At 75.5% G+C, this 21,942-nt stretch carries 22 protein-coding genes; 7 read left to right on the plus strand and 15 right to left on the minus strand.

Annotation, left to right across the window (positions count from 1 at the left end):
• Positions 1-284 precede the first annotated feature (284 nt).
• Complete coding sequence (locus ACK8OX_RS20440) at positions 285-2,243, plus strand: ParB N-terminal domain-containing protein (RefSeq protein WP_430666091.1); 1,959 nt, start codon at positions 285-287, stop codon at positions 2,241-2,243.
• 205 nt (positions 2,244-2,448) lie between these two features.
• On the opposite strand, the gene ACK8OX_RS20445 is transcribed toward ACK8OX_RS20440, so the two are convergent.
• Together ACK8OX_RS20445 and ACK8OX_RS20450 are read right to left on the minus strand one after the other, a co-directional pair.
• On the minus strand, positions 2,449-2,865 hold the full coding sequence (locus tag ACK8OX_RS20445) for a PIN domain-containing protein (RefSeq protein WP_430666092.1): 417 nt from the start codon (positions 2,863-2,865) through the stop codon (positions 2,449-2,451).
• Between the two features lie 13 nt (positions 2,866-2,878).
• Positions 2,879-3,088 carry a hypothetical protein gene (locus tag ACK8OX_RS20450; RefSeq protein WP_430666093.1) on the minus strand — a complete coding sequence of 70 codons (210 nt, stop codon included), beginning with the start codon at positions 3,086-3,088 and terminating at the stop codon, positions 2,879-2,881.
• 517 nt (positions 3,089-3,605) lie between these two features.
• On the opposite strand from ACK8OX_RS20450, the gene ACK8OX_RS20455 reads away from it, so the two are divergent.
• From ACK8OX_RS20455 to ACK8OX_RS20470, 4 genes are all read left to right on the plus strand, one after another.
• Complete coding sequence (locus ACK8OX_RS20455) at positions 3,606-4,541, plus strand: ArdC family protein (protein ID WP_430666094.1); 936 nt, start codon at positions 3,606-3,608, stop codon at positions 4,539-4,541.
• 141 nt (positions 4,542-4,682) lie between these two features.
• Positions 4,683-5,318 (plus strand): AAA family ATPase, encoded by a 636-nt coding sequence (locus ACK8OX_RS20460; RefSeq protein ID WP_430666095.1) that lies wholly within the window; start codon positions 4,683-4,685, stop codon positions 5,316-5,318.
• 25 nt (positions 5,319-5,343) lie between these two features.
• Positions 5,344-5,613 carry a hypothetical protein gene (locus ACK8OX_RS20465; RefSeq protein ID WP_314216916.1) on the plus strand — a complete coding sequence of 90 codons (270 nt, stop codon included), beginning with the start codon at positions 5,344-5,346 and terminating at the stop codon, positions 5,611-5,613.
• 1 nt (position 5,614) lies between these two features.
• Positions 5,615-6,562: a replication initiator protein A gene (locus ACK8OX_RS20470; RefSeq protein ID WP_430666096.1), complete on the plus strand. Its 948-nt coding sequence runs from the start codon at positions 5,615-5,617 to the stop codon at positions 6,560-6,562.
• Positions 6,563-6,692: 130 nt separating this feature from the next.
• Here the strand turns inward: ACK8OX_RS20470 and ACK8OX_RS20475 are convergent, their stop codons facing one another.
• The 5 genes from ACK8OX_RS20475 to ACK8OX_RS20495 form a co-directional block, all read right to left on the minus strand.
• Complete coding sequence (locus ACK8OX_RS20475) at positions 6,693-7,598, minus strand: EamA family transporter (protein ID WP_430666097.1); 906 nt, start codon at positions 7,596-7,598, stop codon at positions 6,693-6,695.
• Positions 7,599-8,123 carry an N-acetyltransferase family protein gene (locus ACK8OX_RS20480; RefSeq protein WP_430666098.1) on the minus strand — a complete coding sequence of 175 codons (525 nt, stop codon included), beginning with the start codon at positions 8,121-8,123 and terminating at the stop codon, positions 7,599-7,601. It abuts the gene before it with no gap.
• A gap of 809 nt (positions 8,124-8,932) precedes the next feature.
• A complete protein-coding gene (locus ACK8OX_RS20485) occupies positions 8,933-9,445 on the minus strand; it encodes a hypothetical protein (RefSeq protein WP_430666099.1) in 513 nt (170 codons plus the stop codon).
• Positions 9,442-10,227 (minus strand): hypothetical protein, encoded by a 786-nt coding sequence (locus ACK8OX_RS20490; protein WP_430666100.1) that lies wholly within the window; start codon positions 10,225-10,227, stop codon positions 9,442-9,444. Before ACK8OX_RS20490 ends, ACK8OX_RS20485 begins: the two co-directional genes overlap by 4 nt.
• Positions 10,220-10,660: a hypothetical protein gene (locus ACK8OX_RS20495; protein WP_430666101.1), complete on the minus strand. Its 441-nt coding sequence runs from the start codon at positions 10,658-10,660 to the stop codon at positions 10,220-10,222. The genes ACK8OX_RS20490 and ACK8OX_RS20495 overlap by 8 nt, the downstream gene beginning before the upstream one ends.
• Before the next feature lie 183 nt (positions 10,661-10,843).
• Here ACK8OX_RS20495 and ACK8OX_RS20500 point away from each other — a divergent pair, with 183 nt between their 5' ends.
• Positions 10,844-11,137 (plus strand): hypothetical protein, encoded by a 294-nt coding sequence (locus ACK8OX_RS20500; RefSeq protein WP_430666102.1) that lies wholly within the window; start codon positions 10,844-10,846, stop codon positions 11,135-11,137.
• A 6-nt stretch (positions 11,138-11,143) separates the two neighbouring features.
• Positions 11,144-14,482 (plus strand): MobF family relaxase, encoded by a 3,339-nt coding sequence (gene mobF / locus ACK8OX_RS20505; RefSeq protein WP_430666103.1) that lies wholly within the window; start codon positions 11,144-11,146, stop codon positions 14,480-14,482.
• A 29-nt stretch (positions 14,483-14,511) separates the two neighbouring features.
• Here mobF and ACK8OX_RS20510 read toward each other — a convergent pair whose 3' ends face one another.
• From ACK8OX_RS20510 to ACK8OX_RS20545, 8 genes are all read right to left on the minus strand, one after another.
• Positions 14,512-14,997, minus strand: coding sequence for a CRISPR-associated protein Cas4 (locus tag ACK8OX_RS20510; protein ID WP_430666104.1), 486 nt, complete (start codon positions 14,995-14,997; stop codon positions 14,512-14,514).
• Positions 14,994-15,266 carry a hypothetical protein gene (locus ACK8OX_RS20515; protein ID WP_430666105.1) on the minus strand — a complete coding sequence of 91 codons (273 nt, stop codon included), beginning with the start codon at positions 15,264-15,266 and terminating at the stop codon, positions 14,994-14,996. Before ACK8OX_RS20515 ends, ACK8OX_RS20510 begins: the two co-directional genes overlap by 4 nt.
• Complete coding sequence (locus ACK8OX_RS20520) at positions 15,263-17,002, minus strand: type IV secretory system conjugative DNA transfer family protein (protein ID WP_430666106.1); 1,740 nt, start codon at positions 17,000-17,002, stop codon at positions 15,263-15,265. Before ACK8OX_RS20520 ends, ACK8OX_RS20515 begins: the two co-directional genes overlap by 4 nt.
• Positions 16,999-18,036, minus strand: coding sequence for an ATPase, T2SS/T4P/T4SS family (locus ACK8OX_RS20525; protein WP_430666107.1), 1,038 nt, complete (start codon positions 18,034-18,036; stop codon positions 16,999-17,001). The genes ACK8OX_RS20520 and ACK8OX_RS20525 overlap by 4 nt, the downstream gene beginning before the upstream one ends.
• Positions 18,033-19,070: a TrbI/VirB10 family protein gene (locus ACK8OX_RS20530; RefSeq protein WP_430666108.1), complete on the minus strand. Its 1,038-nt coding sequence runs from the start codon at positions 19,068-19,070 to the stop codon at positions 18,033-18,035. The genes ACK8OX_RS20525 and ACK8OX_RS20530 overlap by 4 nt, the downstream gene beginning before the upstream one ends.
• 67 nt (positions 19,071-19,137) lie before the next feature.
• Positions 19,138-20,133 (minus strand): TrbG/VirB9 family P-type conjugative transfer protein, encoded by a 996-nt coding sequence (locus tag ACK8OX_RS20535; protein WP_430666109.1) that lies wholly within the window; start codon positions 20,131-20,133, stop codon positions 19,138-19,140.
• Positions 20,130-20,885 carry a VirB8/TrbF family protein gene (locus tag ACK8OX_RS20540; RefSeq protein WP_430666110.1) on the minus strand — a complete coding sequence of 252 codons (756 nt, stop codon included), beginning with the start codon at positions 20,883-20,885 and terminating at the stop codon, positions 20,130-20,132. Before ACK8OX_RS20540 ends, ACK8OX_RS20535 begins: the two co-directional genes overlap by 4 nt.
• A gap of 142 nt (positions 20,886-21,027) precedes the next feature.
• Positions 21,028-21,942 (minus strand): type IV secretion system protein (locus ACK8OX_RS20545; protein ID WP_430666111.1); only part of this gene is annotated, 915 nt, incomplete at its 5' end.

Here is a 21,942-nt window from a genome sequence, read left to right on the forward strand (position 1 = left end):
AATATTACTCCGCTTCCGGCAGATTTATGCGGCTGCGCGGTGCCTTCCCCGTTGATCGTCGCCTCCGGCGCCGCCGGCGCGGGGCACCACGGGGCGCCGCCCCGAGGTTCCCCTCGGCACGCGGCCTACCGCGCGGCAGGACCCCTCGCTCGCATGGCCCAGGGGCCACGCTCCCTCTGGGGCCCGGCCGCGCCCGCCCGCATGCCACCCCTCCTTCCCCGGTCTCGCCGACGGGCAGGGAAGCAGCGGGGCTGCTTCCCGCTGCCACGAAGGAGGATCACCACATGACCGACACCATCGTCCGCGCCACGGCCGAGATCGCGCTCGGCAGGCTCGACCCCTCCCCCGCCAACGTGCGCCGCACCGGCGCCGGGCAGGGCGTCGAGGCCCTCGCCGCCTCCATCGCCGCCCACGGGCTGCTGCAGTCCCTCGTGGTGCGCCCGAAGGGCGGGGGCCGCTACGAGGTGGTCGCCGGCGGGCGGCGGCTCGCGGCGCTCCGGCTGCTGGCGAAGGCGAAGCGGCTGCCGAAGGGCGCCGCCGTGCCCTGCCATGTGCTCGACGGCGACGCCGGCGAGGACGCGGCGGAGGTGAGCCTCGCGGAGAACGTGGTCCGGCAGGACATGCACCCGGCCGACCAGTTCGAGGCCTTCGCCGCGCTGCACCGGGGCGGCGAGGGCCTGGGTGTGGAGGAGATCGCCGCGCGCTTCGGGGTCTCCGCCCACACCGTGCGCCAGCGGCTCCGCCTCGCCGCCGTCTCGCCCGCCATCGTCGCGGCCTACCGCGAGGGCGCCCTCACCCTGGACCACGTCACCGCCTTCGCCGTGACCGACGACCGGGAGGCGCAGGAGCGCGTCTTCGCCGGCCTCGCGGAATGGCAGCGCACGCCGGCGACCATCCGCCGGCTGCTGACCGACGCGCTGCTGCCCACCACCGACCGGCGCGTGGCGCTCGTCGGGCTGGACGCCTACGAGGCGGCCGGCGGGCGCGTGCAGCGCGACCTGTTCTCGGAGGACGGCGGCGGCTGGATCGCCGACCCCGCCCTCCTCGAGGAGCTCGTCGGCCGGCGGATGGAGGCCGAGGCCGAGGCGGTGCGCGCGGAGGGCTGGCGGTGGGTGGCGGTCGGGGCGGAGGCGTCGGACGCCCTCTGGCGCTGCCGCCGCATCTGGCCGGCCAGGGCGCCGCTGACCGAGGCGGAGGAGGCGCGCCGCGACGCGCTCTCGGCCCGCTACGACGAGCTCGCGGAGGGGCACAGCGGCACCGACGACGACCTGCCGGAGGCGGTCGCCGCCGAGCTCGACGCCATCGAGGCGGAGCTCGACGCGCTTGAGACCCGGGAGGCGGCGTGGCGGCCGGAGGACCTCGCCCTCGCGGGGGCGCTCGTCACCCTCGCCGGCGACGGCCGGCTGGCCGTGACGCGCGGCCTCGTGCGTCCGGAGGACGAGCCGAAGCCGGCGGCCCCGCATGCCGACGGGCGGGACGACGAGGACGGCGAAGGCCTGGACTCTCCCGGCACAGGGGAGGCCGAGGCCCCGGCCGCCGAGGAGGACGCGGGGGACAAGGCCCCTGCCCTCTCCGCCGCGCTCGTCGCCGAGCTCCGGGCGCACCGCACCCTCGGGCTCCAGGCCGAGCTCGCGGGCCGGCCCGACCTGGCGCTGCGGGTGCTGCTGCACGCCCTGGCGGGCGACGCCTTCTACGGCCGCTACGGCGACGCGGTGGCGAGCTTCCCGGCCCACCCGCCGGCCTTCGCCGGCATGGCCGGCCTTGCCGACAGCCCGGCCCGGCGGCGCGTGGAGGAGGCCGAGGCCGAGCAGCGCGGGCGCCTGCCCGCCGACCGGCGCGGCCTCTGGGCATGGCTGGCTGGGCAGGACGAGGCGTCGCTGCTGCGGCTGCTGGCCGTCCTCGTGGCCCGCGTGGCCGACGCCGGCGCCGGGGATTGGACGGCGCCCGGGGACACTGTGGCGGCCGGGGTCGCCTCCGCCGCGGGGCTGGACATGCGGCGGTGGTGGTCGGCGACGCCGGCGAGCTACCTCGCCCGGGTGCCGAAGGCCGCGATCCTCGCCGCGGTGCGCGAGGGCGCCGGCGAGGACGCCGCGCGCCGCCTCGCCGGCATGAAGAAGGAGCCGATGGCGGAGGCGGCCGCCGCCGCCCTGGACGGCCGGGGCTGGCTGCCCGCCGCACTGCGCGTGCCCGGCGCGGTGGCCGCGAACGACGACGCCGCGCCCCCGGCCCTCGCCGCCGAGTAGGGGCACGACCGGGCCGCCCCGAGCGGGCGGCCCTCCCCTCCCCCGCACCCGTGCGCGCGGGCCGGCACCGCCGGCCCGCGCGGCTCCGCTTCCCCGGCGGCGCGACCCCACCGCCACCGGCCGCCGCCATCTCGCATGCGCTTGTATATCGTCCCGAATGCCAACCGATGCCGCTACGCCAGCGAAGCGGCTGCGCGGTGCATCCTCAGCACTCCACCGCTTCGAGGTAGTCGGGCGCCGACGCGGCCAGCGCCAGCATGCGGCCGTCCCGCGTGACGACGGGCAGCCGGCGCACCCGCGCCGTCGCGATGATGAAGCAGTCGCCGGGGTCGCCGCTGCCGTAGACGGCGGGCACCGCGGAGGCCTCCGCCGCCACCGCGACGCTCACCGTCGCGAGCCGGGCCCCGGTCAGCGCCAGGGCCTGCCGGAACCACCGCACCGCCGGCATGCCGAGCTCCGGCCGGTCGCGCCGCTTCAGCTCCGCCACCCCGAGCTCCCAGGCCGAGACCGCGGAGACGTGGAGCCGCCCCTCGTCCTGCGCCGCGCGCACCGCGGCGATCGCCGCCTCCGTCCGGAACTCGCCACGCACCAGCCAGAGCAGCGCGCGGGTGTCGAGCAGCACCAGGCGCCGGCGGCTAGCGCGGCTTCCCCGGACGCTTCGGCGCCGCCTTCCGGAGCGCCGCGGCCTGCTCGTAGATCGGCTTCGTCAGGTCGATGCGCGGGTCGAGCTCCAGCGGCACGTCCCGCATCGCGCCGTAGCCGCGCGGCAGGCCCGCGCGTGCCGGCGCCGCCGCGCGCGGGCGCGCGGCCCCCGTCTTCCCCGTGGCGTGCGGCTTCGTGGGCATCGAGACCTCCGGCCCCTGACATGATGGGCGGCGCGCGGCGGTTCAACGCGGCGCGGGCCCGGACGCCTGCACTTGTATATCGGTCCGCATGCGTCACGCCAGCCTCCAGGCGTCCGGTGCCCACCGGGAGCGTGGCGTCGGCAGGCCGGCACCAGGGCAGCCACGGCGCTGCGCAGTAGTGGCATAACGCAAGCGGTCCGATAGCGCACCGCTTTACACATTTAATCGTTGCGCTGTGCTCCTGCCCCGCGGTTCGCGGGCGGCTGCGCGGTGCCTTCCCCGTTGATCGTCGCCTCCGGCGGCGCCGGCGCGGGGCACCACGGGGCGCCGCCCCGAGGTTCCCCCGGCACGCGGCCTACCGCGCGGCAGGACCCCTCGCTCGCATGGCCGAGCGGCCACGCTCCCTCCGGGGGCCCGGCCGCGCCCGCCCGCATGCCACCCCTCCTTCCCCGGTCTCGCCGACGGGCAGGGAAGCAGCGGGGCTGCTTCCCGCTGCGCAGGAAGAAGGAAGCGGAACATGGCGGATCGGACGGGGCGCGGGGCCGGCGGCGAGGACGCGGAGGCGCGGGGCGACATCTACGCGCGCGTCACGGAGCGCATCGCGGCGGCGGTCGAGGCGGGCGCGGGCGACTGGCGCATGCCGTGGCACGGCGGGGCGGACGGGCGCGCCTCGGCCCTGCCGGCGAACGCCGCGACCGGGCGGCCCTACCGGGGCGTGAACGTGCTGGTGCTCTGGGCGGCGGCGCAGGCCGAGGGCTACGCGGGCGGCACCTGGGCGACCTACCGACAGTGGCGCGAACTCGGCGCGCAGGTGCGCCAGGGCGAGCGCGCCTGCCCCGTGGTGTTCTGGAAGGCGCTGGACAGCCGCAGCGATGATGACGAGGCCGGCGAGGAGGCGGAGGGGCGCGGCCGGCCCCGCCTCCTCGCGCGCGGCTACAGCGTGTTCAACGCCGCCCAGGTGGACGGCTGCGACCCCCCTGCCCTCCCCGTGCTGCCCGAAGCCGAGCGGATCGCCCACGCCGACGCCTTCTTCGCCGGGCTCGGGGTGGCGGTCCGGCACGGCGGCGCCCGGGCCTGCTACGCGCCCGCGGTCGACGAGGTCCGGATGCCACCCTTCCAAGCCTTCCGGGACGCCGTCGCCTACTACGCCACGCTCGCCCACGAGGCGACGCACTGGACCGGGCACGCCTCCCGCCTCGCCCGCGACCTGCGGGGCCGCTTCGGCGAGGAGGCCTACGCGGTGGAGGAGCTGGTGGCGGAGCTCGGCGCGGCCTTCCTCTGCGCCGACCTGCGCCTCGCCCCCGAGCCCCGGCCGGACCACGCCGCCTACCTGGCATCCTGGCTGAAGGTGCTGCGGTCGGACAAGCGGGCGATCTTCGCGGCGGCTGCCAAGGCCCAGGCAGCGACCGACTGGATGCACGCGCGCCGGGCATCGGCGGACGCCGCGGCGTAGCGGCGGAGCAGGGCAGGGGGCGCTGCCCCCTGCCCGGCCCGAAAATTCGCGCCGGCCGTCCCGGCCGGCGCTTTGCGATGTATATCGCCCCGATGGCGAATCGCCCCTATAGTGCGTTCGGGGCGGCATCGGAGCGGGATCATGATCCTCGTGGTCGGGAACACCAAGGGCGGGGTCGGAAAGACCACCCTCGCGGTCAACCTGGCGATCGCGCGCGCCCTCGACGGCCGCGACGTGCTGCTGGTGGACGGCGACGAGCAGGCCACCGCCATCGGCTTCACCGAGCTCCGCACCGAGCAGCTCGGCGCGCCGGGCTACACCGCCGTCTCGCTGCACGGCGCGGCCATCCGCACCCAGACCCGCCAGCTCGCCCCGAAATACGCCGACGTGGTGATCGACGTCGGGGGCCGGGACACCGGCAGCCTGCGCGCCGCCCTCACCGTCGCCGACACGGTGCTGATCCCGGTGCAGCCGCGGAGCTTCGACCTCTGGGCGATCGACAACATCGCCGCCCTCGTGCGCGAGGCCCGGGAGATCAACGACCGGCTCCGCGCCGTCGTCGTGCTCAACGCCGCCGACGCGCAGGGGGCGGACAACGACGCCGCGGCCGAGGCGCTCGGCGAGGCGGAGGGGCTCGAATACCTCCCGACGCCGATCGGCCGGCGCAAGGCCTTCCCGAACGCCGCCGCCACCGGCCGCTCGGTCCTCGAGCTGACGCCGCGCGACCCGAAGGCCGCGCAGGAGCTTGCGGCGATGGTCAAGGCAGTGTTTGTATAGCGCATCGAGAGCGGAGCGACATCGGATGGCCATCGCACGTAGGCCGAACGGCAATCGCACCACCAGCCCGCCCGCGGCGCAGGAGCGCGCCGCCGAGGCGTTCATCCAGGGCGCCGCGAAGGCCGCCGCCGTGGCCGAGCCCGAGGCGGGCGGCGGGCGCAAGACGCCCATCATGCTCCGCTTCGACGCCGCGCTGCTGCGCCGCGTCGACAGCGCGGCCCGGCGCCGCGGCATCAGCCGCAGCGCCTGGATCGCCTTCAAGGTGAGCGAGGCGCTCGACGCCGAGGAGGCATAGCGTGGCGACGCCGGGGAAGGCTCCCGCGAAGGCCGCCCGCGCCCCGCGCGGCGAGGGCCAGTTCGACCTCTTCGCGGCGCTGCCCGGCGACCTGCCGACCCACGACCAGATGGAGATGATGGAGCGGCCCTTCTTCAGCCTCTCCAAGGGCAAGCGCACGGAGCCGATCGACTACCGCGTCCGCAACGGCACCACGGAGGTCCGCGTCCGGGTCACGGCCAACTCCGAGACGGGCATGGCCACCATCTGGGACGCCGACATCCTCATCTGGGCGGCGAGCCAGATCCGGGAGGCGATGACCCGCGGCGTGCCGACCTCGCGGCGCTTCCGCGTCAGCCTCTACGAGTTGCTCCGCGCCATCGGCCGGCCGACCGGCGGGGCCGAGTACGGCCGCATCGTCGAGGCGCTGAGGCGCCTCAAGGGCACCGTCATCGAGACGACGATCCGCCAGAAGGGCACGCGGCCCCAGGGCTTCGGCTGGATCGAGGAGTGGTCCGCCCCGACCGACGAGGAGGGGCGGTCACTCGGCATCGAGTTCACCATCGCCGACTGGCTCTACCAGGGCGTGCTCGAGGACAAGCTCGTGCTGTCCATCGACCGCGAGTACTTCGCGCTCACCGGCGGCATCGAGCGGTGGCTCTACCGCGTCGTGCGCAAGCACGGCGGCCACCAGGGCGGCGGCTGGGGCTTCACCATGGCGCAGCTCCACCACAAGTCGGGCTCGACGCGCCGGCTCGCCGACTTCGCGAAGGACGTGCGCAAGGTGGTCGAGCGGCAGCGCCTCCCGGGCTACTGGCTGGAGCTTTACCGCACCGAGGGCGGGGAGGAGGCCCTGCGCTTCTCGGCCCGCGCGATGCTGCCGACCGACCACCCCGGCTACGCGGCGAAGCGCCTGCCGCGGCTGCGCGTGGCGGCGCGGCGAGAGCCGGGAGCCGCGGTGCCGGAGTGACGGCGCCGCCGGTGCAGGGGTCCCGACATGGGGTGGAGGCTGGAAGCACTTTAAGCGCGACGGACCAGGAACGCCGCGAACGGCTCTCTACAGCAAAGTCCGGCCCGTAGCGGACACTGCGGTCTGCCGGCTAGCCCGTCTCCGCGGATCCCCGTCTCTCCGGCATCTCGAACAGCACCAGCGACGCCACCACCAGCAGCACACCGGCCCACTGGACGACATCGAGCCGCTCGCCGAGGACCGCCGCGGCGAAGAGGATGCCGAGCAACGGCTCGACGTTGCTCAGCATCGTCGCGCGCACCGGCCCGATGAGCGGGAAGGCCGCGAAGAAGGCGAGCAGCCCGACCGCGAGGGCAGCGCCTGCGCCGGCCAGGCCGAGCCAGCCGAGCGCGCCAGCGGGGAAGGCCCAGGCCCCGGCCGCGGTGGTCACGACGCCGAAGACGCCGACCGTGACCCCGGTCATGACGAGGTTGACCTGGGCGCTCGTCGCCTCCCGCTGCGCCGCCGCGCTCAGCAGGATCATCGCGCAGACCGCGACCGAGGCGAGTGCCGCGAGGGCCACGCCGCGCGGATCCAGGCCGCCGAGGTCCCGCCAAAGCACGAGCCCGAGGCCGGCCAAGGCGGCCAGCGCCAGCGCGAGGCGCCGCGGGCTGAGCTGCTCGCCGCCGCGCGCATGGGCCAGGATGGCGAGCAGCACGGGATGCGTGAAGTACACCAGGACGGCGACGGCGACCGGGACATAGGCGACGGCGCCGATGAAGCCGTAGGACATGGCGCTGTAGGCGAGGCCGGCCAGCAGCCCGAGCCGGAGGCTCCGCCGCGGCATCGCGAAGCCGCGCCCCGAGGCCGCGACGAAGGCCGCGAGCAGCGCCGCCCCGATCAGGCCGCGCGCCGTCACGACGGTGAGTGTGTTGCTCCCCGCCTCGAAGGCGAGCCGCGCCGCGGTCGGCACCACCGCGATCGCGGCGGCCGAGGCGAGCACCAGGGCGACGCCGGCGGCGAGCGCCCGGTCCGCCCGCACGGCGCCGGCGCGCACTCAGCCGGCCGCTTCGGGCGCGGGCAGCGCCTTGCGCAGGACGACCTTGTCCTCGCCCGCCCGGTAAAAGCCGCGGATGCGCGCCTCCTCCTCGTAGCCGAGGCCCCGGTAGAAGGCCCGCGTGCCGTCGAACTCGGGCAGGCCGGAGGTCTCGACGAGCAGGAGCCGGCCGCCCCGCCCGGCGAGCTCCTCCTCGACGCGCCGCATCAGGGCGCGCCCGGCGCCTTGGCCCTGCCGCTCGGGGTGCACGGCGATGAGGAGGGTGTTCCAGGTGCCCTCGGTCATGCGCTCCGGGGCGCAGTAGGCGAGGCCGACCGGCCCGTCCGCATCGGCCGCGGTGAGCCAGAACTCCTCGCCCGCGGTGCCGGCGAGGTAGGCGGACACCATCTCGTCGAGCATCTCGGACGGGAACAGACCCGTGCCGTCGATCACGCGCTTGGCGCCCGGCAGGTCGCCCGCGACAAGGGGCCGGATCTCTGCCGCCTGGTTCGAACCCGGAGGCGCGGTCGTCGGGAGTTTATCCATGGTGGCGACCATGCGCGGCCTGGAGGTCGTTGGCGAGGGGAAACCGCCGCGTTCGCGCCGTCGCGGGACGCTGCGGAGAAGGGGGGCGCGAGCCGACGATCGCGGTTGCCGCGCTCCGCGTAGCCGACCGAAGCACCGCATCGGCACGCGTGTCGGGACCAAAGCATTCCCGATCGCGGTCGGAATGTCCGCACTCCGCCCATCTACGACCATCGGCCGCTCTGCGCCCTATGTCGGGACCCCGTGCAGGGCGCGATAGCCCGATAAGCCGGGCAGGCGGCGACGCCTCCGCGCGAGGGGACACCCGCCGGGGCGCGATCGCCCGATAAAACGGCCCCCAGAGGTCCGCTGCCGGTGCACGCGGCGCCCGAAAGCGCCCCAGTATCGGGCGATCACGCCCTGACGCCGGGTTCGGGCCGCATCATGGGCCGCCCGGACGACGACGGGCACTCGTGCATCGGGCGATCACGCCCCGGAACGGGATGCGGGCGGGTCCGGGCCGGTTGTGGACAGCCGCCGGCGCCCCTGTGGATCCTGTCGGGCGATCACGCCCCCGCGACCACGGGCTATCGCGCCCGCCGAACCCGGGCTTTCACGCCCCGAGTCTTGCCAAAAAATCGAGCCGAAACAGCGGCGTCGAGAGTCCGTAATATCCTTAACCCTACTTACGTAGACTCTCCTTAAGGGAAACCGCCTGTGGATAAGCCGCGCCGCCTCCCCAGGGCGCGAGAAGAAGAAGCTCATGAAGAGGAGCCAGCTGGGAGGGCAGCCCTGGGCGGCGGGAGTCGGGATACGGGAGAGGGGCACGGCTACCGGTTCCCAGGACCCACCCAGACGGGCGGCAGGGTGCAGGCACGACGGCCGCCGTAGTCGTAGGCGGTGCGCTCGCAGTGGCGGCGGAGGGCCGCGGCGTCGTTCAGCTCGGCCATCGCGGCGAAGAAGGAGGCGCCGCCCGGCGCGGCTGCCCGCGCGCCGCTGTCCCAGCGGCCCAGCGCGTAGCCCCCGCCGAGCAGCAGCAGGCCGGCGGCGGCGAGAAGGGCGGAGGTCCGCAGGTCGACCCGCCGGGCCAGGGAGGCCACCTCCCGCTCGGCCCCGGCCGCCGCCGCCTCGGCGGCCCGCCGCACCAGGTCGCGCTCGCCCTCGGGCGTCAGACCGCGCGCGCCGCCCGCCGCCTCGCGCGCCGCCCTGGCGGCCTCGAAGGTCGCCAGCAGGGCGGCGCGCAGCGGGCTGTCCGGGCGCATGCCCGCCCGCTCGCACCAGCCCCGCACGTCCTCCGGCGTCGGCGCCGCGGGCGGGGCAGGGGAGGGGACCGCGCCTGTCATGGAAGCCAGGCCGCGGCGCCGGCCCCCACGCGCTTGCCCTCCAGGTCGGCGAGCCAGTCCTCGACCATGAACTGCTCGACCGGGTCGAGCGGGGCCTCGCCGTCGCCGGCCGCCGCGGCGTAGAGGCCGAGGCCCCGCCGGCGCACCAGGTCCATGCAGGCAAGGCGGGTCATGAAGACCGGCGCCGCGCCCTCCCGCACCATCCGCTCGAAGCCCGGATCGGCCAGCGTGCGCTCGAAGGCGCCGGCCACGGTGCGACCCTCGCGGATCACCCCCTCGTTCAGCACGAGCAGCGTGCGCCTCGGCCGGAAGTAGCCCGCCTCCCAGATCGACAGCACGTGCCGCAGGTCCTCGTCCTCCGGGCCGAGGAAGTAGAGCGCGAGCGGCTCGATGCTGCGCCGGGCGCAGAACTCCACGAGGCGGAGGTCGCGCCCGTACTCCTGCAGCACCCGGTCGCCGCCGCCGAGGTCGAGGACCGCCGAGCGGCGCTCCTTCACCATCCGGTTCAGCACGCCCGTCAGCCACGCCTTCACGTCGGGCAGCTCCTCGGTCGGCGGCTGCATCGCCTCCGGGAAGATGCCCGCCAGCGTGCGGCTCCGCGGGTCGCCGTCGGCCACGATCACCTCGCGGCCCTGATTGCGCGCCCGCCAGACGAGCTCGGCAAGGCCGGTGGACTTGCCGCCGAAGCCACGCCCGAGCCCGACTGCCAGCACCACCTCGCCCGTCGCGGTGGGGGCGGCCTCCGCCCCGAGGGTCGCCGCCTGCCCGTTGCCCCTAGCCATGCCGCTTCCTTCCGCTGCGCTCGTCGATCTCGGCCCGCAGCCGCGCGAGGGCGTCCGCGCCGTCGGGGACGGGGGACGCCGGCGCCGCGGCCGGGGCGGGTGGGGGAGGGGCCCGCGTCGCCGCCGGCGGGGGCGCCGGCACGGCCGCGGGCGGATGGGGAGGTCTCGCGCGCCGCGCCCGGGCGGCGGCCACGTCGCGCCGCACGCTCCACCAGGTCCGCCGCACGGTGTGGGCGGTGAGGGGGCGGCCGTCGGCGCCCGTCAGGCCGAGCCCGGCGAAGCCCTCGGCGAGGGCCTGCCAGTTGGGGCGGTTCTCCTCGACCAGCTCGGCGAAGGCGTCGTGGCGGGCCCGGAGCCAGCGGTAGAGGGGCGAGCGCCCCGATCCCCCGCGGGCGACCTCGGCGATCCTGCGCAGCTCGGCGTCGGGCTTCATGGGAGGGATTCTGCCCGAGGCGGCGTCCGCTCGCGTGAAGGCAAGCGTGTGCCGCGCGCGAAGTTTACCCGCCCCGGTTGTGAAGGACGTGGTCGCCGTCCGTGAAAGGCAACAAGCTGCACAGACCAAGGCACCCACCAGTGCGGCCCGTACCTCCGGTACGGCTGCTAAAGGAGCGGGACGATGGCACCTGCGGCGGCGCGCGACGACGACCGCCTCGCCCGGATCGAGGAGCGCCAGGACGCGCTCATCCGCGGCGTGGCCCAGATGAACGAGACGCTCGCGGCGCACACGGCGATGCTGGAGCGGATCCTCCTCGCGGCGGCCGAGGAGCCCCCGGCTGGCGGCGACCTGGCCGAGGCGATCCGCGACATGGCGAACGCCATCACCGCCCAGGAGGCCGTCATGGCGCGGCTGGAGGCCCGCCTCGCGGCGCTGCCCGGCGAGATCGCCGAGGCGCTGGTGCCCGGGGCCTGACCGGCCGTGCTGACCTACTCGACCATCGCCGCGGGGGAGCCGGCCTCGGCAGGGGCGATGACGGACCACCTGCTGACGCGGACCCTGCCGCGGGAGGTGGCTGACCTCGCCCGCTACTACACGGGGGGGATGGACGCCGCCGGCTCGGCCGAGGACCGGAGCGTCGCCGAGCTCGCCGGGGAGATGGACAAGGGCAATCTCTCGTACAGCGAAGCGATATCGGAGTTGATGCTCCGGCACGCCGACCGCGGCGCCGACCCCGACGAGGAGGAGGCGCGCCTCGGCGAGCGGCTGGCGCAGACCCTGGAGCGGCGCGACTTCGAGGCCGCCTACGGCCCGCCCGTGGCGGAGCCACGCCGGGACATGCACGCGCTCGTCGCGCGCGGCCTCGGGCTCGACCCGGACCGCGGGGTGACGCGCGACGAGATCAACGCGCTGCTCGCCGGGCGCCGGGCCGATGGCGCGAAGATCGAGGGCAAGCAGTACGCCGTCGCCCGCCAGGTCACGGACCGGCGGACGGGCGAGGTGAAGGACCTGACCCCGATCGGCTCGGTGGACTTCTGCTTCACCCCGGACAAGTCGGTCTCCGTCGCCTGGGCCTTCGCCCGCCCGGCGGAGGGGGCCTCCATCTACGTCGCGCACCGCGACGCCGCGGCCGAGGCGATGGCCTACGTGGAGGGCCGCATCGGGCAGGCCCGCTACGGCAAGGGCGGGCGGGACGGTGCCGACCCCGGCCACGTCGCCTGGATCGCCTTCGACCACTACACCTCGCGCCCGACCCTCTGGACGGCACGGCAGGAGGGCGGGCGCACCGTCACCGAGAGCGTCCCCGTCCAGGTCGCCGGCGACCCCGACCTGCACACCCACTTCACCGTGCCGAACGCGGTGTTCTGCGAGAATGGCCGCGTCGGCTCGCTCGACCTCGACCGCCTTGACGGCCTGATCAAGGAGGCCGGCGCGCTCTACCAGGCGCACCTCGCCGCGAACCTCCGCCAGCTCGGCGCGGAGGTGGTGCTCGACGACCGCACGGGGATGGCGCGCCTGGCGGCGATCCCGGACCACGTCCGCGACCACTTCTCGAAGCGCACCCTCGGGGGCGAGGAGGCGGCGCGGGCCTATGCCCGGACGCTCGGCCTCGACTGGGACGCGCTGCCGCCCGAGCGCCGCTCCGGCCTGCTGAAGGCCGGCGTGCAGGGCACGCCGGCCGGGCTCGACGCGGAGGCGCGGGAGAAGCTCAGGAAGGACGACGTGGCCGACTTCGCCGACTGGCGTCGCCAGGCGCGCGAGCTCGGCTGGCGCTACGAGGGCATCGAGGGGCCCCGGCGGGCCTTGCCGGGGCCGACGCGGGAGGAGCGGATCGCGCGGGCCTACGAGGCGGCGCTGCCCTGGCTGGAGCGGGAGCTGGACCGCCGCGCGGTGGTGAGCGGTGCCGACGCGCGCACCGCCGCGCTGCGCGGCCTCATCGCCGCCGGCATCGAGGAGACGGCCGACGTCGGCCGGGTGACCGCGCTCTTCCGGAGCGAGGGCGTGCGCCAGTACGGCGAGACGACCGCGCTTGTCTGGGGCAGGGCCGGGGAGCGGGGCGAGGTCGGCATCACCACGGCGCTGCACGCGGCCGACGAGGCGGAGTTCATCCGCCTGGTCCGGGCCGCCGCCGGCGACCGCGCGGGCGCGCTGCGGGCCGGCGAGATCACTGCCGCGGCGGAGCGCGCCGGCCTGGCCTTCGACGGCGAGCACGGCGAGGCACAGCGGCGGGCCATGCACCGGCTCGGCGAGGGCGGCCGGCTCGGCGTCGTGGTCGGCGCGGCGGGCAGCGGCAAGACCACCTTGCTCCAGCCCCTGGTGGCCGCCTGGACGGAGCAGGGGAGGGCGGTGCACGGCGTGGCGCTGGCCTGGCGGCAGGCTGACGACCTCGCCGACGCCGGGATCGCCCGCGAGAACGTCCGCGCGCTGAGCGTCTTCCTCGACGGCGCGAAGGCGAACGCCTTCGTACTCGACCGACGCGCCGTGGTGGTGGTGGACGAGCTCGGCCTGCTCGGCACCCGGCAGGGACTCGAGCTGCTGCGGCTGCAGGAGGCGCGCGGCTTCCGCCTCGCGATGCTCGGCGACGACCGCCAGTGCCAGGCGATCGAGGCCGGGCCGATCGTGGACCTCGTCCGCCGCGCGCTCGGCCCCGACCAGGTGCCGGAGATCCTCACCACGGTCCGGCAGCGCGCCGAGCGGGAGCGCGAGATCGCCGGCCACTGGCGCGAGGGCCGCGCGGCCGAGGCCCTCGCCATGAAGCGCGAGGACGGCACGGCCGAGATGGTCCCAGGCGGCACCCGCGAGGCGGTGGAGCGCGTCGCCGCCCTCGTCGGCGAGCGGCTGCGGGCGAACGCCGGCGACCCCGGCTACTCGCTCACCGTCTCCGCGCCGACGAACGCCGACGCGCACCGGCTTGGCGTTGCCATCCGGGAGGTGCGGCGTGGCCTCGGGCAGGTCGGGGAGGACCAGGTCCGAGTTGGCGCGGCCGACCGCGACGGGAACGCCTACGAGATGGCGCTCGCGCCCGGCGACAGGGTCCGGCTTTTTGCCAGCACGCGCGCGGAAGGGGAGGGGGGCAGCATCGGGCGCAACGGCTCGGTGCTCACCGTGCTCTCGGCCGACGCGAAGGGCATGCGCGTGCAGGCCGCCTCCGGCCGGGAGGGGCGGGTGGCCTGGTCCACCCTCGCCGACCGCGCCACGGGCCGGGTGCGGCTCGCCTACGGCGAGGTGATGACCACTCACACCGCGCAGGGCTCGACGGCGACCGAGCACGTCCATGCCCTGCCGGCCGGCACGAAGGCGGTGACGGGCTTCGCGGCCTATGCCTCGGGCACGCGGCATCGCCGGGCCTCCTGGCTGATCGTCTCGGCCGGCGCGGAGCATGCCGAGGTGGTGCGGCGCCGGCCGCTGAATGACGTCCGACCGGTGACGGAGGCGGACGCTTGGGCGAACGCGGCGCGCAACCTCGGCCGGCAGCCGCGGCAGGAGGGGGCGCTGGAGTTCCTCGCCCGAGCCGGGGAGGTGCGGCGCGGCGCCGCGCGGGCGCTGCGGGCGGGCGCGCGGCCGGCGGAGAGGCGCGCGGGGATGGGCCTGCCGGAGACGACGCTCGGCGAGCGGCTGGCGCGGGACCGGCGCGGCCGGATGGCGGCGCCGATCGCCGCGCGCCTCGCCGAGGCGGTGCGGGCGCGTGACGCGTTCGCCGAGCGGCTCTCCCGCCTCGGCGCCGAGCTGGCGGGGGCGGTCCGGGAGCGGTTGGCACGCCTGCGCGGGCCGGCGGCCGAGCAGGGGCGCGAGAGGCCGTCCCAGGGCCTCCGGCTGTAGGCGGCCCGGTCAGACGGAACGGGCCTCATCTACACGAGCGCCTCGGCGCAGCGCTCGCGGAACCCGCAGCGGCGGCATCGCGCCGCCTGGTCGTGGCTCCGGTGCGCGTCGCAGGCGGCGTCCATCGCCTCCAGCAGCGCCGTGATCTCGCGCCGCTCCCGGTCTCCGAAAGACACGCGCACGACCCGGTTCCGGTAGCGCAGCTCCCCGGCGATTACCCGCTCGCTGAGCGCCTCCTCCGCCAGAAGGCAGTAGGTCAGGAGCTGGGCGCGCTCGCCGGGGTAGGGGCCATGCGCGCCGCAGGCCCGCGACTTGACCTCGACCGGTACGAGACCGCGCTTGCCGCGCGTGACGTAGTCCGGCCGGCCGACAAGCCCGTAGCGGTGCGAGACCAGCGTCTCCGCGCCCGGCTCGTCCTGATAAACCACCTCGCCGGGCAGCGCCTCCACGCGGCCCCGCAGGAACAGCCAGAGGAGGAAGGCGAGCGCGGCAAGGGCGAGCAGGACGCTGCTCATGGCACCGAGAGCCAAAGGCCGAGGAGGAAAAGGGTGACGGCGAGCGCCAGGACCAAGCGGGCCAGGACCTGGACGCGCGGGGTCGCGGCCACGCGCTCGCCGTGGCGCTGGTGATAGGCCGTTCCCAGCACGCGCTCCGGTTCGCGGTCGGACGGTGCGCCTTGCCGTTCGAACCACCAAGCGCGCCGACAGAAGAGGAAGGTGCCCACCTCGCTTGCCTTTCGATAACCGGCGCCGCGGCCGGGCTTGGGGATCTCTCGCGCGTTCATGCGGCTGCCGGCGTCGCGGGCGCCGCGTCCCGCTCGACGTCCACGCCCAGGGTCGGCACGGCCGGTGGATCGCCAGCCCGGCGCCGGAACCAGGGGTCGCGGTACCAGACGAGGCGGTCGAGCATCAGCAGCGCGAGCCGCCGCCGCAGCACGAGGAGCTTGTCGGCCGGCAGGCGCTGCACCTCCTGCGCCAGCATCAGCGCCCGGCGGCGCACCGTCTCGCTCTCGCTCTGCTTCTGCGGGTGCAGCCACCCGAAGAAGCGCGGCCGGCTGCGCGTGGTCTCCACCACGGTGTCCACGCCGCCCCGCTGACTCACCTCCTCCGCCTGGCGCTGATCGAGGCCGCCGAGCGCGATCTCGGCGCCGGCGTTGGCGTAGATGTTCCGCGACCCGTCCTCGCCGAAGGCGAGCCGGGTCTGGTCCTTCGACTGCACCACGATCGCCATCCGCAGCCCGGAGGAGCGGATGAAGGCGGTGGCGTCGGCCAGCACCCGGTGCTCGCCGAGCGCCCAGAACTCGTCGAGGAGCGCCAGCACCCGGTGCCGGTGCTCGCGCCGCTCCCCGAACTCCTCCCGCGCCATGGCGTCGATCAGCTGCTGGAAGAAGATCGCGTAGATCGGGCGCATCCGGCGCAGGTCGGAGGGCTGGGCGCAGAGGTAGACCGACATCCGGCGCGACCGCAGCTCGCGCACGTCGAAGTCGCTCGCCGCCGTCGCCGCCGCGATCCGCGGCACCTCCCAGAGCGAAAGGGCTGTGAGGATCGTCTGCCGCACCCCGCGCGCCTCCTCGCTCCCCTTCTCGAGGCCGTCCGCCCAGCCAAGGGCCGTCTCGACCGCCGCGCGTGGGTAGGGGCGCCCCTCCCGCCTGGCGTCCGCCACCAGGGTGCGAAGGTGCGCGACGCAGTCGCCCCGCCGGGCGAGGCCAGCCACGGCGGCCACCGTCAGCGGCGCGCCGGGCGTCTCGGACTGGAGCACGGCGAGCGCCGTGGCGACGCGCCGGCCGGCGTTGTCCCAATAGGGATTGTTCGCGCGCGTCTCCGGCACGAGGGCGAACATCGCCTTCTGGAGGTCGTCGGTGGCGTCGGGCGTGCCCCGCCGCACCAGGCCGAGCGGGTTCCAGCGGTGCGTGCGGCCCTCCAGGTCGCCGAAGTCGAGCACGAAGACCGCGTCGCCCTTCCGGGCCCGCTCGGCCGCCGTCCAGCGCACCAGGTCGCGCTTGACCGAGAAGGCTACGAGCGCGCCGCCCCAGTTCATCGCGTTCGGCACGACGAAGGAGACGCCCTTGCCCTCCTCGGTCGGGGCGTAGACCGCGACGTGCTGCTGGCCAGGCAGGCAGGCGTAGCGGGCGAAGGGACCGCGGCCCCACTTGCCGAGGATGATGCCGTCCGGGACCGGCCGCGGCGCGAAGACGATCCCGCTCCCCTCCGCCTCGCGCCGGGTGGCGAAATGGGATTCGCCGTGCAGGGGCCTCTCCCGCCGCCCGCAGGCCCACCACAGGCGCGCCCCGACGACGCCGACCAGGCCAGTCGCGGCGACCGCACTCGCCTTCAGCCAATAGTCCACGGTGGCGTTCGTGCCGGCGATGGCGAGGTACTGCCACCACTGCCAGGCGGGGTAGGGGAAGGCGTCCCAGAGCCCCGTGCCCCAGAGGAAGGCGGCGCTCGCCGTCAGCGTCCACGCGGCCCCGGCCGCGGCGGCGGCCGTCGAGCCGAGCAGCGCGGCGCGCGGGCCGGTCACGGAGCCCTCAGCAGGTCGGCGATGGTCTCCCCGCGCCGGGCTGCGTCGTCGGCGAACCAGACCTCGCCGAGCCGGCGGCTTCCGCCATCCGTGCCGATCGGCACGATGACGTCGATCCCGGCGCCCATCATGCCGAGCAGCACGTCGTCGCCGATGCCCGCGCCCTGCGGACTGCCCTTCAGCAGCGAGAACAGGCGGCGGACGGCCTGCGGCGCCGTCTCCCCGTGAATCGTGGCCGGCGAGCCAGGATGGCCGGTGGCGATTTCGTTCAGGTAGACCCAGGCGGAGTGCGGTTCGCGCAGCTCCTGCACCGGGATGAGGTCGGGCCGCATGCGCAGCGCGGCATGCAGGCAGTCGGCCGGGGTGACGCCGCCCTCGCCGCCGGCGGCGAAGAGCAGCCGCACGCAGTTCGGCTGGCGCACCGCCATCTCGAGCGCGTCCTCGATCGTGGCGACGCGCAGGCCGGCGTCGGCCTCGGCCAGCATGGACTTGCCCATGAAGGTCTTCCCCGCGCCGGTGGCGCCGGCGAGCAGGGGCGTCCGGCGCGTGCGCACCACGGCGCGCAGGAAGGCGACCACGTCGCCGCCGTCGTAGAGGTCGAGCAGCTCGGCGCTGTCGTGCCGGCGGCCCCCGCCGCGCTCGCCCCAGCGGTTCCAGCGGGCGGTGTCGTAGCGGTCCGGCACCGCGGCCAGGGGCGAGACGTGGTCGCTCGGCCGGCGGAAGGTGAGGCTCACCGTCCCCGCCGGCACGGCGGGCGGCACCACCACCTGGAAGCGGTGTCCGGTGTGCAGCTCGCCGCCGCAGAGCGGGTTGCCGCGCCCTACGTCCTGCCGGCGGAGCGAGCCGGCGAGGATCCCGATCCCCTCCAGCGTGTCGAAGTCGAGCTCGGGGGAGGTGCGGCGCTCCCAGCCGGCGGGGCCGCGCGCCCACCACTCGCCGGGCGCGTTCACCGCCACGTCCTCGATGAGCGGGTCGGCCAGGTCGGCGGCGAGCGGCGCCAGCACCTCGTCGAGCAGCATCGCCGCCTCGTTCACCGCCCGTCCTCCCGCAGCCGCAGCCGGAAGCAGGGCCGCATGTCGATGTCCTGGGTCAGCCGCACCACGATCGGCTCGGCCTGGTTGCGGTAGAGCGTCGGCGGGATCGCCGCGTCCTCGCCGAACAGGGCCTGCCCGCCGACGCGGCCGGCGTTCTGGAATTGGTAGAAGTTGATGCCCCCGCGGTTGCCGGCCGCGGCGTTGGAGGCGGCGAGCACGGCGGCCTGCAGCGAGGCGTCGAGGAAGGCCATGCCGATGTAGGCACCGAAGCGCTGGAAGAAGTGCGTGTCGATCTCGCCGTCGAGCCCGGCCTGGCCGAGCGCGTCGGCGGCCGGCGCGCGGATCCGCACGAGGCAGCCCTGCGGCGTCTCCACCCGCGTCATCACCGCGAAGAGGCGCCTCTGGCCGCGGCGCAGGCCGCTGCCCACCCGCCCGACGATCCAGGTTCCGGTGTCCAGCAGCGGCACCGCGCCGCTCGTCGAGTAGACCGGCGCTGGGATCTTGCAGCGGAAGGCGCCCTCGACGTCGCTCGTGATCGGCGCGTCCGGGATGCAGGGAATGGGCGTGCCTTCGGTGAGGAACAGGTTGCGGTCGGGCAGGCGGGTCGCCACGGCGGCCGGCTGGTCCTCGACCACCAGCCGCGCGGCGAGCCCGTCCCCACGGCGCTCCGAGCCGCCTCCGCCGGGGTGCCCGGGGCCCCCGCCCGTGGCGGCCCCCGGCTCGGCGCCCGCGCCGCTGCCGCCGGGGCCGCCGAAGGCCATCAGCGGCGTCGGGCGGTAGCCCTGGGACTGCGGCGCCACCACGGACGCGATGGGCGCCATGGGCGAGACGGGAGCCGGGCCGGGCGGGGGCATTGGCAGCGAGGCGCGGGTTGGTGGCGGTGGCGGCGGACGGTAGGGCTCGAAGGCCGCGCCGATCTGGCCGGGCGCGCCCTCGGCGGGCCTCGGCTGCGGGTCGCGCTCGGTGGGCGCCCCGCTGGTGAAGTAGACGATGCCCACGAGCGACGCCGCGCCGAGCACCCCGAGGCCGACCACGCCCCCACGCCCGAGTGGGCGCCGCCCCGCCGGCGCAGCACGGGCCTGCTGGACGGGGGAGGGAGCGCTACCGGACACGGGGACGCTCCTCCGGGGCGAGCTCGCGGACCACGCCCGGGTCGGTCGTGCCGGTGCCCGGGTTGCGGCCGGTGGGGTCGAAGCCCTGGTTCACGATGCACAGCACGGCGCGGCCGTCGCGCAGCCGCAGCATCGGGAAGACGCCGTGCAGGGTCAGGAGCGTGCCGTTCGTCGTCGGGTCGGGATCGGCGGACTGCCCGACCACGCCCTCCCGCCCGTCGGGAAGCACCTGATAGACCATCGGGACCCGCCGGTTGCCCGGGTAGCGGAGGAAGGTGCGCTGGCCGTCGTCCCAGATGGCGGGCTCCGCGCCGGGCGAGGAGGGCGCGAGGGCGGCACGGTCCTCCGGCGTGGCGTGCCCCCGGTAGCGCGCGTTCCGCACCGTCTCGCCGGCGATGACGTTCTGGCGCAGGCGGGATGCCGCGAGGCGGGCCTGGCGCGCCTCCCGGTCGGCCTCCCAGCGGGCGCGCCGCGCCGCGGCCTCGTCCGCCGGATAGGTGAAGCGGACCGCGTAGAAGGTGTTCGGCATGTCCTCGGTCAGGCCGCCGGGCCGCGTCTCGAGCTGGAAGGTGTAGCGGCGCACCCGCCCGTCCTCCCGGCGCGTCAGCACCGTGATGGGCTGGGGCAGGAGGGGCCGCAGCGGCTTGAGGAAGAGGAAGGAGCCGCGCTTCGCCATCATCAGGTTGCGGTCGGCCGTGCCCGGGGCGCCGCCCGTTTCCGCGATGGCGATGGCCTGGCGCGACGAGGCGTCGCCGCCCTCCAGCAGGCCGTTGTCCGAGGTCGAAGCGTCCACGATGGTCTCGGCCTCTGAGAACTCGACCGTCAGCGCCGCCCCCGTCGCCGCATAGAGCCGCACGACCTGCGCCGGGTCGTAGGCGATGCAGCGCACCCGTGGGTCGGCCGCGGAGCACGCCCGCGGCGTCTCCAGGGCGAGCGCGGGAACCGCGAGGAGGGCTACGGCGGCGGCGAGGACGACGCGCCTCATCGCTCGCCGCTCCCGCCTGGGGAGGTCGGCTGCGCGCCGGGGTACTCCCAGACCTGGACCGCCGGGCCGTTGAACTGCACCCGCTGCCACCACGGGATCTGCCGCGGGTCGGCGACGTCGCGGATGCGCAGGCTCGCCATCATGGGCACGGCCCGGCCGTCCACGGCGCCGGTGCGCTCGGTGCGGGTGAAGTAGACCCGGTAGGCACCGGGCGTGACCGCGTCGCGCTGCACGTCCGAGACGACGACGCGCACCGTGGTGCGCTCCCCGTAGACCCGCTGCGGGCTCTCCGCGTTGTCGCGCCTGTACCAGGCCTGGAACTGGTCGCGCACCGGCTTCGTGGAGAGGGCCGACACCACCTCCCAGGCCCGCTGCGCTTCGCCCGAGGACCAGCCCTCCCGCAGCCGGACGTATTCGGACAGCACGTTGAGGACCGCGGCCTGGCGGGCGTCCGAGGGCATGTCCGCCCAGCTCCGGGAGGAGATCGAGGTGCCGTCGTCGCGCAGGTAGACGAAGACCGGCTCGACGCGCACGAGGGGCAGCATCGAGGCGATCGAGACCGCCATGCCGCCGATGACGACCCACTGGGCGAAGATGGTTCCGTTGCGCGCCAGGGTCGCGCGCCGGCGCCGCCGTTCCTCGCGCGCCCGCTCGGCCCGCGCGGCGGTGTAGAGGCGCTGCAGCTCCGCCTGGGGGATGATCACCTCGGCCGCCATCGCGGCCTCCTCCGGCGTCGCCGGGCGCGGGGGCATGGCGTTCATCGCGGCGCCCCCGCCGGGTTCAGGTCGAAGGCGTCGCCGCGGCAGCCCGGCGCCTCACGGGAGGCGCAGCCGGCCAGCAGGGCGAGGAGGGCGAGGAGGAATGCGGATCGACGCATCCTGGGCGGGTCCTTGTTCAGGCGCGGCCCGGCCGCGCGGCGGCGCGGGCGGCCTTGCTGGCGAGGTGGTGTGCGCGGTTGGGCAGGCTGAGCAGCGCCGCCGCCGTCGCAGCCTGGGAGGCGCCCATGGCGGCGCCGATCGACACGGCGGTCGGCAGCACCACCATGAGCAGCGCGCCCATCCAGAACAGGCCGGCGATCCCGGCGAAGCTGCCGAGCATCATGTCGATGCTGCTGCCGAGGTTGTTCTGCATGGCGCTGAACCGTGCGGTCATCACGACCAGCAGCGCCCGCAGCAGGATGGAGGAGGCGAGCTGGAGCACGGTGAGGCCGACGAGCTTCCCGATCCAGCCCTCCACGAAGCCGCGCGTGGCGCGGAAAAGGTAGAGGGGAATAAGGAACGGTCCCATGCAGATCACGATCGCCATGAAAATCCGGCTCACGAACCACATGACGAACATGACCCCGAGCGCGATGAGGCAGAGCAGGGCGAAGAGCCAGGCCATGGCGCGGTCCATCACCTGAAGCCAGCCGCTGGCCTGGCCCAGCACGTAGGCGTTCACGCGCAGCGTCGCGCTCCACATGATGTCGAACTGCTGCGCGGAGGAGACGGTGATGCGCGGGCCGTTCAGGGCCGCGGCGATCTGGTTCGGCAGGGTGGTGAAGAACATCTCCTGCACGTAGGGCACGTAGTGCGCCGACTGCACGGCGGCCGCGACGAGCAGACCCCTCAACGCTGCGTAGGCAGCCTGCCGCGCGCTGACGCTGGCGGTCAGCATGAAGCCGAGCGCGTAGGCGACGACGTAGAGCACGAGCAGCGCGCGGAGCTGCGGCTGCGCCCAGGCGAGGCCGCTCCGCACGACGTCGTTCATCCCGTCGACGAGGGTGGCGTCGAACTCGGTCGCGAAGCTCTGGAAGATGTTCTCAAGGGG

The sequence above is a fragment of the Falsiroseomonas sp. CW058 genome (genome assembly GCF_050563535.1).
GTDB lineage: Bacteria > Pseudomonadota > Alphaproteobacteria > Acetobacterales > Acetobacteraceae > Falsiroseomonas.

Bases quoted from the DNA above. Each gene is read 5' to 3' on its own strand.
- ACK8OX_RS20440 (WP_430666091.1), top strand. From the start codon at position 285: ATGACCGACACCATCGTCCGCGCCACGGCCGAGATCGCGCTCGGCAGG.
- ACK8OX_RS20450 (WP_430666093.1), bottom strand. From the start codon at position 3,088: ATGCCCACGAAGCCGCACGCCACGGGGAAGACGGGGGCCGCGCGCCCG.
- ACK8OX_RS20455 (WP_430666094.1), top strand. From the start codon at position 3,606: ATGGCGGATCGGACGGGGCGCGGGGCCGGCGGCGAGGACGCGGAGGCG.
- ACK8OX_RS20460 (WP_430666095.1), top strand. From the start codon at position 4,683: ATGATCCTCGTGGTCGGGAACACCAAGGGCGGGGTCGGAAAGACCACC.
- ACK8OX_RS20465 (WP_314216916.1), top strand. From the start codon at position 5,344: ATGGCCATCGCACGTAGGCCGAACGGCAATCGCACCACCAGCCCGCCC.
- ACK8OX_RS20480 (WP_430666098.1), bottom strand. From the start codon at position 8,123: ATGGATAAACTCCCGACGACCGCGCCTCCGGGTTCGAACCAGGCGGCA.
- ACK8OX_RS20485 (WP_430666099.1), bottom strand. From the start codon at position 9,445: ATGACAGGCGCGGTCCCCTCCCCTGCCCCGCCCGCGGCGCCGACGCCG.
- ACK8OX_RS20490 (WP_430666100.1), bottom strand. From the start codon at position 10,227: ATGGCTAGGGGCAACGGGCAGGCGGCGACCCTCGGGGCGGAGGCCGCC.
- ACK8OX_RS20495 (WP_430666101.1), bottom strand. From the start codon at position 10,660: ATGAAGCCCGACGCCGAGCTGCGCAGGATCGCCGAGGTCGCCCGCGGG.
- ACK8OX_RS20500 (WP_430666102.1), top strand. From the start codon at position 10,844: ATGGCACCTGCGGCGGCGCGCGACGACGACCGCCTCGCCCGGATCGAG.
- ACK8OX_RS20510 (WP_430666104.1), bottom strand. From the start codon at position 14,997: ATGAGCAGCGTCCTGCTCGCCCTTGCCGCGCTCGCCTTCCTCCTCTGG.
- ACK8OX_RS20515 (WP_430666105.1), bottom strand. From the start codon at position 15,266: ATGAACGCGCGAGAGATCCCCAAGCCCGGCCGCGGCGCCGGTTATCGA.
- ACK8OX_RS20535 (WP_430666109.1), bottom strand. From the start codon at position 20,133: ATGAGGCGCGTCGTCCTCGCCGCCGCCGTAGCCCTCCTCGCGGTTCCC.
- ACK8OX_RS20540 (WP_430666110.1), bottom strand. From the start codon at position 20,885: ATGCCCCCGCGCCCGGCGACGCCGGAGGAGGCCGCGATGGCGGCCGAG.